General features: G+C 42.4%; 5 protein-coding genes and 1 pseudogene. 1 reads left to right on the forward strand and 5 read right to left on the reverse strand.

All coding sequences use genetic code 11. The features are described from left to right. Window positions 1–73 precede the first annotated feature (73 nt). From QZ135_RS17620 to QZ135_RS17640, 5 genes and pseudogenes are all read right to left on the reverse strand, one after another. Window positions 74–3,379 (reverse strand): DUF6250 domain-containing protein, encoded by a 3,306-nt coding sequence (locus QZ135_RS17620; protein ID WP_294612204.1) that lies wholly within the window; start codon window positions 3,377–3,379, stop codon window positions 74–76. A 5-nt stretch (window positions 3,380–3,384) separates the two neighbouring features. Next, window positions 3,385–5,229 carry a rhamnogalacturonan lyase gene (locus QZ135_RS17625; protein WP_294612185.1) on the reverse strand — a complete coding sequence of 615 codons (1,845 nt, stop codon included), beginning with the start codon at window positions 5,227–5,229 and terminating at the stop codon, window positions 3,385–3,387. Between the two features lie 34 nt (window positions 5,230–5,263). Next, a complete protein-coding gene (locus QZ135_RS17630; protein ID WP_294612187.1) occupies window positions 5,264–7,102 on the reverse strand; it encodes a silent information regulator protein Sir2 in 1,839 nt (612 codons plus the stop codon). A 14-nt stretch (window positions 7,103–7,116) separates the two neighbouring features. Then, window positions 7,117–8,400 carry an oligogalacturonate lyase family protein gene (locus QZ135_RS17635; protein WP_294612190.1) on the reverse strand — a complete coding sequence of 428 codons (1,284 nt, stop codon included), beginning with the start codon at window positions 8,398–8,400 and terminating at the stop codon, window positions 7,117–7,119. A gap of 136 nt (window positions 8,401–8,536) precedes the next feature. Further along, window positions 8,537–8,766 (reverse strand): annotated as a pseudogene (locus QZ135_RS17640) (RagB/SusD family nutrient uptake outer membrane protein); the annotation flags it as partial. A 288-nt stretch (window positions 8,767–9,054) separates the two neighbouring features. Here QZ135_RS17640 and QZ135_RS17645 point away from each other — a divergent pair. Then, on the forward strand, window positions 9,055–10,236 hold the full coding sequence (locus QZ135_RS17645; protein ID WP_294612195.1) for a phage integrase SAM-like domain-containing protein: 1,182 nt from the start codon (window positions 9,055–9,057) through the stop codon (window positions 10,234–10,236). The last annotated feature ends 473 nt before the right edge of the window (window positions 10,237–10,709 follow it).

Here is a 10,709-nt window from a genome sequence, read left to right on the forward strand (position 1 = left end):
GATTGCAAAAATAGGGCAAAATAGGTTACTTTTCCATAGAATACCATACAATATTCATGGAAATTCGTACAAATTACTCATCCATCGGTATGACTTCCTGCATGTAAATGGCATCAAGACTCCACAGGGCTGCATCATTGGTACTGATGCTTTTGCACTCGTCCAATGGAGCCGGAACTACAGGTGGAAGTAAAGTTGTGATGTTGAAAGGAGGAGCAGGGGTGTGTTCCAGTCTGGTAAACAAATCCGTCCAGGCTTCCTTTGCCATCTCTTGGTTGCGGGTGTGGTAGGCTGCATACCCCATCAGGCGTGAGATGCGGAAACGGCTATGGTTCAACTCCCATGCTTTTTGTTTATAACGGGTTGCCAGGTCCAACCAGGCATCGTTCCATTCGGGTAGGTCTATCATCCGGAGCATTTCGTTCATGATTTCAAAGCCACCCATAATAGTCATCAGGTGGTTAGTACTTTCCAGTTTCGGGTCGCATTCTGAGGTGATGATGCCTGTTGCCGGATCAAAACCGAGTGCTTTGGGACCTGTGAAAATACGATTAGGCAATGCCGCAATGCTTTTCATTCCTGCTGTGATTTTATCACGATACGCAGTGTTGCCGGTACGTTCCCATTCTGTCATCCAGTTACCTGCATAAGCCAGCCAGTCGGGGCCTATTCGCAGACGGGCAGGTGCTGTGCAGGGATACTCATTTCGTGGTTGAGCCAAGCGCATGGGGTCGAGAGTATAAAGTTTCTGTTCGGCATCTTTCACCTCAGTCATCAGGTCACCACAACGTTCATCAGTGGTGAGATAATAATAGAAACGGTTCCAGGCAGCCTGACTGATGCGGGCTTCTTTGGCACCGCATCCCCAATGACTGACATTGTGGCGACTGCCTAATCCGGCATTGGGACCTATATGATAGGTGTCTACTTCGGCAGTATGGCGGGTCATAGCTTCAGCCATACGCCAAATATCAGTACGCCCTGTGCGCAGAAAATTATACCAAAGCCACATGTTGGAAGCTAATTCCGTATTGTCCCAGGCAAAACCTCCAATGTCATAACGCCAGGTGTGACGGACAGGATCATAAGCGTGCATAACATCACCATAATTCCAGAAGCCATACCATTTATTCTGTTCGATGGCTTTATTATAGAAATCAATATAGGCATCCAGGCGGTCTTCTACACGAGCGCGGAAGGGCGTGCTGCGGTCGGGAAGACTCCAGACACCAAAAGCCTGCTGTGCATGCAGATAACCGGGAGTAGGCATCAATATGCCTGGTTCGGAAAACTGCTTGGCACAATCGGAAAATTTTTCTTTTCCGGTATATCCTCCTTGTGGAATCAGAGTAAGCGTAGTAGTGCGGGCTATGCCATAAGGGGTACTCATTCCTTCTTGTACGTCTTCATAACTGGCATTTAAGTCGTGTGCCACATTATCATAGTGCCTTAGGTTCATTGGTTCGGAATCAGGGCTCCATAGCCAGGCGGTAAGGGTAGCTGTAGGAGTTTTCGCTTCGGATATTTCAATGGAAGAAGGATAAGATTGCCAGAAATCATGCAAGCAGAGTCCAAGTCCACCAGTGATGTCACCGGCAAAGGCATAGCCGTTACTGCGTGTGCCGGAGAAAGTACCTATCCAGGGATTATTGTCATTAGCGCGCTTACGGATGGAGAAAGCATCCACAGTGAGCTGAGACAAACGATAGCTATCCCATGATGCCCAGTTGTCAAGCAAAGAACGGTTCTTTTCGTCAAATGCTTCATAAGGGGGAATACGTTTACCTTCCATCTGTTGCTGTTGTAGGGAGAGATCTTTTTCTTGTGGTTTTCCGAGTGTCAGAACGCGACGTCCAACCAGTGGCTGTACCGGTTCGCTCCACACTCCGCCATCGGCACACGAAAAGGCAATGTGGCGGTTATAAAGTGCTTCGCGCATAGGAATATCGAAACGGATGCCTAAAGCGCGGATAAAATCTTTATCTTGGTCGCCATCGAACACAAAGCTATGTACCATCTTCACTTGTTCGCTTCCACTATAGAAATAGAGGCGGACTACAAAAGGCAACCATTCGCGTCCATCCTTGCTTTTATGCACACCTTCCAGTTTGACAAGCGTGCGTACTGCGCCTGAACGTTCCACAGTAGCTGATTTCAATTCACTAGTATAGTTCGTGAAAGATACCTGTGAGGTGGTTTCAAGTACAGGTTCACTTTGAGTATTGCATATCAGACGGGCTTTCTCACCTACTTTCACACCTTTATATAAAAGGCTGTCTATCAGAAATTCGCCCTGCCGGGGAATATAAGCTGAAATCACTCCTGTTTCTATTTGGATACGCTCGTGTGTTTCAGTTACAGAAACAGATGTGCCATCATTAGGATTTCCGGCCTTTGATTTTTTCTTTGGCTTTTTTCCCATCTTTTCAAGCATCAACTTCTCTGTTCCGGCAGGAATAACGCCGGCTACTCCGCTCCATTTCACAGAACCATCCGGCCAATAAGCCAATGGCCAGGTATCAACCGGAATATCCTCACCATTGGCACTTCTTAATTGCAAAAGGCTTTCAGGGAAAACCTCTCCTTTATCAAAGGGGACACCAAAACTTACAGGCTTATCCAGTTCGGGGGGATTACCAATCCATTGTAAAGGAACGGCGGTAGTTTCCTGTGATGAACATTCATAGCGAAAATTAGTAATGCGGGTACGTGATAAAGTGGAGCGGAAACCGAACCATCCTTCTGTCAGAGGTTCGGCATCCCTGAAATCCACCAGACGTTTTCCGTCTATATAATAACTAACCCTATTGTTTTCATTGGTAATTTTAATATGATACCAGTGGTTTGCTTTCAACAAATGTTCCGCATCCGTATATTCTTTTAAGATGGCAGGTCGGGCCTTAGGATCAGTAATACCTGTTTCATTACCATCATATCGGCGAAACCGTGTTGTGGAATTATGGTTTCCACCATATCCCAGATAATAAAGTTGTAAGGAATAACAATTAAGGAATATTCCGTTACGCCACTTTTCACGTTTCCATAAGTTATCAGGATATTTGGGGTCAGAAGCCATCCAGAAGCAATTTAAATCACTTAGACGATCCTCTTTGGTCTCATTGACTACGCAAGCATCGTATTCAATGGTTACTTTACCACTCATTTTTTCCTTTCTCCAGAGAGTTAGCCCTTTGGGAGATACAATTTCCGCCGTATCCCCTCGGAACGTTACTTTAAAATCGGGAGATTCCGATTCTACTTTCCAATACTTATTAAACTCGCGGGCGTTTAAGCCGGAAGCCTGGTTGTTCTGTGCCTTTAATGATATTAAAGGCAAGAACGAAAGACATAAATAAATATAGAGTCTGTTTCTTTTCATCATGACTAAAAATTGGTATGTGGCGGTTGATTATATCCTACATTTTGCCAGGCGATAGCCAGGCGATATTGACGATCATTCATTAAAGTTGGACGCCTGTCGGTAGCAGGTATTGTAGTTGTATAGATGCGCAATTCCGTTTGATCTTTTGAAGCCCAGATAACTTCTTCACGCCAGTCTCCCAAGATGTCTCCTGATAAGCAGGGATTTCCTTTGGTTCCATTGTTAGAGGCTACTCCTTCGGCTTTCAGCAACAAATCCGTTTCCTCTGTTTGCCAATTCCATTTACTGATGGAAACGTGATCCAGTAATTCTGCCAGAGAATCGGCATCCCAATAAATGGTGAAGTTACAGGAGTTTGGCTTCTTATTGCTGATAAATTCTCCGGTATCTCCTCTCCTTAGTCCGCCAATATTGCACCAGCATTCTGCTCCTTCATAGCGCGGATCAATATCGGCTGCAACTCCACGTCCGGCATCTTTGCCTAAACCATCCTGCCAGATAATTTCCCCGGTAGCTCCATCAAACATAGCTACAGCAGGAGTCCGACTTACAATCTCGTTATCTCCCTCATTCTCATGTACGCCAAATACCTGCATACCAGGGCGTGAAGGTATCAGACGACCGGCATGCAGAGCGTCTCCATGCCTCAGACCAGTTGTGAAGAGTCCTTTTCCATCATGATCTACCGTCATAGCTCCCACACAAACTTCATCATAACCGTCGCCATCAAAATCTGCTATTGTCACACTGTGGTTTCCCATGCCGGAGTACTTCTCTAAACCAGGATTGGCACTATCGAAAGTCCATATACTTTTCAGTGTGGCGTTGGTAAAAGTCCATGCGGCGACTACGGTGCGCCCATACCATCCTCTTACCATCACAGGTGAGGGATTTTTGCCATCCAAAAAGGCAACTCCTGCGGTAAAACGATCAGATCGTCCGCCGGTATTATCATTGCCACAATTGCCACCAATACCTCCCCATCCGTCTATAGGATAGCGAGTAGGTATGTATTCTTTTGAATCTAATTCCCTTCCTGTTTTGCCTTCAAAGACAGTTAAATATTCCGGTCCGTTAACAATCTTTCCGTACGTTGGACTTTCTTTATCCCAGGTCCTCCAGTCGTTCTTGCTGTCACCTATCACATGTCCAATTCCGTCTATAGTTCCGTCTCCTGTCTTACAACATACTTCGGCACATCCGTCTCCGTCGAAATCGAAAACAAGAAAGTTGGTTGTAGCTGCCCCCGAACGGATATTGGGTCCTAAATCAATACGCCAGAGCATAGTTCCATCCATTTTATATGCGTCTAAATAAGTATTTCCGGTAAATCCACGTTGTGGTGGCCGTTTAGAGTTAGAGGGTGTCCACTTCAATATGACTTCGTATTCACCGTCACCATCTAAATCGCCTACACTGCAATCATTGGCTGTATAAAAGAAGTGTTCACCTGCAATTTCCCCGTCTTCCGGTTTCTTGATAGGGATACTTAAATAAGGGGTCAGTTCTTCTTCTTTTGTGCGAATCCAGGTTGCAGCGATTTGGTTATCTGCTTTCAATATCCAGATGTTGTCAGCTTTTAAGTCCACTGTTTCATCCAAGAAATCAGTTGTTTGACTGATAGGGGCTTTATTCAGCTTTGTCTCTGTACCACCATTGGTGCTTCGGTATAAGTCAAATTGCAAGTCGGGCGCATCATTCAGCGTTATGCGCCAACTGAAGTACATTCCTTTCTCTGTAGGAATTCCGACTAAACCTCTTGACAACTTTTCTCCCTTGTAAGGTTGTGAAAAAGCATATATGCTGCCACAAAGCAAGAGTATATTGACAATAATCCAGTGTTTCATTTCATAATTATAAAACCTTGTTATTACAAATCTTTCATTCACCTAAATAATAAGAAGGAACCGGTGCTTGCGGATAGCCCATGGAACGGTGTGCTACATAATTTCTATATATTCCATCCTGCATCAGAGTTATGCGACGATCTTTAGCCGGAATGTTGGTAGAATAAATACGAATTTCACCCGGCAGTGCAGTGATAATCTCTTCACGCCAGTCACCATATAAATCGGCAATCATCAGAATATCCCCTTCAATGCCTTCCGTGAGCGTTTCCCCTTTCCATTTTACAATACTCAATGAGCGACCGTTTGAAGAAGAACTGGCTCCCCAGCGGTTATCCTCTCCTTTGAATGTCTCGCGTAGTAAGTCTCCATCCCACCATGCCCAGTTACGGCAAGATGGAACATCCTCATTTTTGCCTAAGTGCTGACCATCAGCAGAAAGCAGGTATTTGTCCCTACTTCCTCCTTTGCGGTCTTCACTGGCAAAACATTCCAGTCCTTTGTGGCTGGGGTCGAAGTCTGCAACCATGCCATCTCCCACATGAAAAGTCTTATGGCCGATATTCCAAACCGGTTGCCCTGTTTTAGCATCTACCACACAGACTCCACGCCCGTTGTCGTGCCAAGGTTCCAAACATAAAAACACTTCCATTCCCGGACGATTCGGATCAATATCGGTCAAATAGGCCTTATCCGGGTGTCCTAATCCGGTAGACCACAATAATGTACCATTATCATCAAGCATGCATGACCCTAACAGGATTTCATCTTTTCCGTCACCATCCACGTCACCGCAAATCATATTATGCGCCCCCATACTTCTCACTACAGGATTTTCCTCATCACCATCCCATCTCCAGGCACGTTCCAGTTTATCACCGTTCAATTGCCAGGCATCTACAACCATCAATTTATAAGTTCCGCGGCATGCCAATATATAAGGAGTCTTTCCATCCAGATAGGCCATACCAATCTGGTTGCGATTCTGGCGGACAAGATTGCCATATCGGTCATTGCGTTCGGGCCAGTCCACACGGGCTATTTCTTTTCCTGTCATGCCATTCAGGATGCTCAAATATTCTTCACCTGAATCTATGCGACCTTTCTCGTTACGTTTAGCATCATCGGGTGCAGTTTTTAAGGCTATCTCTGCTTTGCCATCTCCATTGAAGTCGTAAGCGATGAAAGGAGAATACCATACGCCCGGTTCTATTCCTTGTCCCAAATCTTTTGACCACAAGAAAGTTCCATCACTCAGATAGGCTTCAATCTGATAAGTTTCCCCACCTAAAGTACCCGGCATTCCCGGATCTACATTCTTATCCGGTGTACGAATTATATAGTCATAAATTCCGTCTCCATTCAGGTCGGCAACAGCTATCTTGCCGGCTTTTATATTCCGGTTCAGCTTGATTGATTGATAATTCTTCAATAAGGGGGCCTCCACTTCTATCTTGGCGGATGTATCGGTCACTTTTTTCTTCTTGTCCAGAGTACATATCCAGTAGGAGGCCTTTTCGTTTGCAGGAGATTTATCTATGAAATCACAAGTCAATTTTACCGGAGATTTGGTTAAACGCTGCGTTTTGCCATTGGCAGAGCGATAAAGATGAAATGAAACATCCGCATTGTCCTGTTCCAATAATCTCCAACTCAGATATATACCCTTTCCGTCAGTGGTCGGAACTGCAATTAATCCTCTATCCAGATGTTCTTTTATCTTTTCTGTAGCAAAGCCATTTACTTCCGGCTTCGGTTCATGCCGTGGTTCCAGTATTTCATAATAGTAAGTACGTTCGCGTGAGTCTTGGGCTTGTAAGCTGCCTGCTGTGCCAAGCAACAAGGTACAAAGGAATAAATATGTATTTTTCATTGTCTTATTTTTTTTTATTTGTCGAATGAGCTTATATCCACCATCATCAAGTTTAAACGTTTGCCATTTGTAAAGTGACCTGACTGGAAAAGAACTTTGGTTCCGTCAGGACTAAAACTGGGATGTGCATGATCCGGTTTCATCTTGGTATCGGACACTAACCAATGACGCTCGCCGGTCTGTACATTGATTAACCAGACATTTCCTCCGAAAGTATCACCTGCCGCCCAACGGTTATCCCGGCTTGCATTACAGTGCCAGAATCCTCGTCCGATCAATTGACCTTCCATGGCTTTACGGTCTTTATCCAGTTCTACCTGCCCAATTAATTCTACATCATCAGTGCGTAAATTAATCCGGGCAATGCCGCTCACTTGTTTGCGGAGACGAGGCTGGAAACCTAAAATATTGAAATAGACATAATCCTTTGTCACAAAAGTTTCATGAGTGACCCAATCCAGCGGAGTTTCTTTATAGAGAGGCTTAAAGACTGAGCCGTCTGCGGTACAGAACCACATACGTTGATGGGCATCTCCGCCTGTTTCATTGCAGAATACTATTTCTCCCGGAGTGAATCGGCTGGCTTGTATATGTCCCGTCTTAAATTCAGTATCAATCACTTTTGTAACTTCACCGGTGATGAGGTTCATTTTACGAATGCCACAAAGAGATGGCTTTATTTTTACCGGTTGATTGTTTTCCGGCAAGAATGCATTTTTCATCATGCGTTCTTTTTCTTCTTCCGTTCCTTCGCGTTCCACCGTGATGTATGCGTAGTCGTCATTACAATCTACAGCATAGCCTCCGGGGCGTCCCATTGCTGTAGGGAAAGTACCGATGAAAGTTTCATAACCGGCAGGTTTACCTACCTTTCCTTTCTTTACATCTGCAAAGAATTTATCTAAATCCATCACATACATGTTCCAGCCTTCTTTTTCTTTACGACTGATAAACATGCGGTTACTTTTGTTGGCTAAAAATGCACTACCCAGATTAGGACCTTCCGTAGCTTGAATGATTTTGCCGGTAGCCATTTCTATAAAGTAAATCTGTGTTTTTTTATCGTTTCCGCGAGAGGAAGACCTGAACAACACATATTTACTATCGGATGTCCACATCGGGTCTGTCTGATAGAGGAAGCGATCGTTTTTAAGGGTATCGGTAAGCATGGTAATGGTATTCCCAGTTGTATCGTCTATATAGGTCTGCATTTCGGACGCAGTACAATTTCCAAACTGGGCAAATAGGGCCTTACTAAAGCTTGATAATAAGGCAATGGTCAAGAAGAGCTTTCTCATAGTATGTCATTTTTAATTTGATGTCGCAAAATTATGCGTCGTGAGTGCTATACGAAATAGAAATTTATCCATTTATATGGTTATTTGTACATAAATAGAGTGGGGACCCATTATCCCCACTCTAAAAGTACATTTATTAATAACCGTAATTTTGATAAGCTTTCTTGGCGGAATCATCCAGAGGGAAGAATCCCATAAGCCTTCTTTAGAAGATCTCAACTGGTCGTGATAGATGATGCGGTCTGCTTGCCAACCCGAATGGTGCAGGTTCTCGTAATAAACCATTTCCTGGTTCAGTTCGCGTGCCAATTCATTCAGCATAAAGTTGGCAAAGCGATCTTCTGTTGAAGTGGCTGTTTCTGGATACTTTAATTATTAAGTTAAACAAAAGTTAGTTTTCTATTTTCTCAGGAGATTTTGCTCTCCTGTCTGTGAAAAAGTGTTGCAAATATATGAGCAAAGCACCAAAAAGAGAATGTAAGATTGTGTCAAAACATGGAAAATTCAGTCTTTCTAACTGAAAAATAGTATCAACGTCTGTGAATAAAATCAAAACGAATAGTTCCAATGTCATTTTGATTATACCGAGACTTTCAATATCTAATTTGTTGCTCTAATATTGTATCAAGAAACATATAACTCACAAAAATCAATATGGCTAATCTTTCAATAGTAATAGTACCAACAAAAAAGTTATCCAATGGAAAACACCGAATAAGAATTGCAGTAGCGCACCGTTCGCAAACTAGATATATTTCAACTCAATTTATATTGGATTCTGCAAATCAAATGAAAAACGGAAAAGTAGTAAGGCATGAAAACGCAGCAAATATTAATGCTTGCTTACGTAAGATAATCTATGAATACGAAGAAATCTTATCGTCCATTCATTACTTACCAACTCTATCGTGCACAGAGTTAATACATACCATCACCCGTGAACAGCAAAAGAAGGGTATTACGTTTAGTACCGTGGCAAATGAATATCTTTCCTACATGAAAACCGAAGAGCAAAAGAAATCTTATAAACTATATGGCATAGCTTGCAGGAAAATCCAAAAATATATGAAAGGAGACTTTCCTCTAATACAATTGAGTCCTTTGCAAATACAAGGCTTTGCCAATGAGATGAAAGAGGAAGGTTTATCTGCAACATCCGTTAGAATCTATCTTACTTTAATAAAGGTTATACTCAACTATGCAGGTAAAATGAATTATGTGAATTATCCGGTTCACCCTTTTGTCCTTTTTAAAATGCCGGTCAGCAATGTCAGAGAACTGGATCTGACCGTAGAAGAATTAAAAAGTATACGTGATGTAAAGCTATTCAAGACAACACAAGTGATGGTTCGGGATATTTTTATGCTTACTTATTATTTAGGCGGCATCAATCTAAGGGATTTGATGGAGTATGATTTCAAAAACCGGAACCATATGCGGTATGTACGCCATAAAACCCGGAATAGCAAAAAAAGTGAAAACGAAATTGCCTTCACCATTCAGCCAGAGGCACAGGAAATCATTAATAAGTATATAACGGATAACGGGAAATTAGTATTTGGTAGATACTCGTCTTATGAAAAAGTATATAGCTTAGTTTTTAGACATATATATAAGGTGGCAAATCTGGCGGGAATTAATAGGAAAGTATCATATTACTCTGCCAGGAAGACATTTGCCCAACATGGATATGATATGGGAATTGAAATAGAAAAAATAGAGTATTGTATAGGACATAGTATGAAAAATAATCGACCTATATTCAATTATATACGAATCATGCAAGAGCATGCAGATAAAGTCTTCAGGGCTATCCTCGATCAGTTAATTAAATGACAAACGATGTTATCCAGTTTAATGTTTTTTACAAGAAGTAAATATCAAACCAGAGGGGGATATTTAGGGTACCTCAGTCGTATATCCAGGGTACTTCAGTCGTATACTGAGATACCCTAAATATACGACTGAGATAGCCCCTATTTGTATGCACTCATAATCATACTGTTACGTTTTACGACTCAACCGATAATAAATTCAGATAAATTAGCGAAAAACCATCTCATTCATTTCTGTACGGATTTGAATTAAATGATGATTTACTGAGTATCTGTACCATTATAAACTAGAATCAAGAAATTAGTGCGCGAACTACAGTCACTTTCCCAACCCAATTTAAAACCATTTTGTTGTATCAGTTAATTTAAAAGACCCTCCGCATTTATGCTTCAGGCAGCTTCCCCCTTAATTATCAAGTTAACTTTTGTTTAACTTAATAATTAAAGTATGAAAAACAGCAAAAATTTAAGTCT

This window comes from uncultured Bacteroides sp. (assembly GCF_905207245.1).
Taxonomy (GTDB): Bacteria; Bacteroidota; Bacteroidia; order Bacteroidales; family Bacteroidaceae; genus Bacteroides.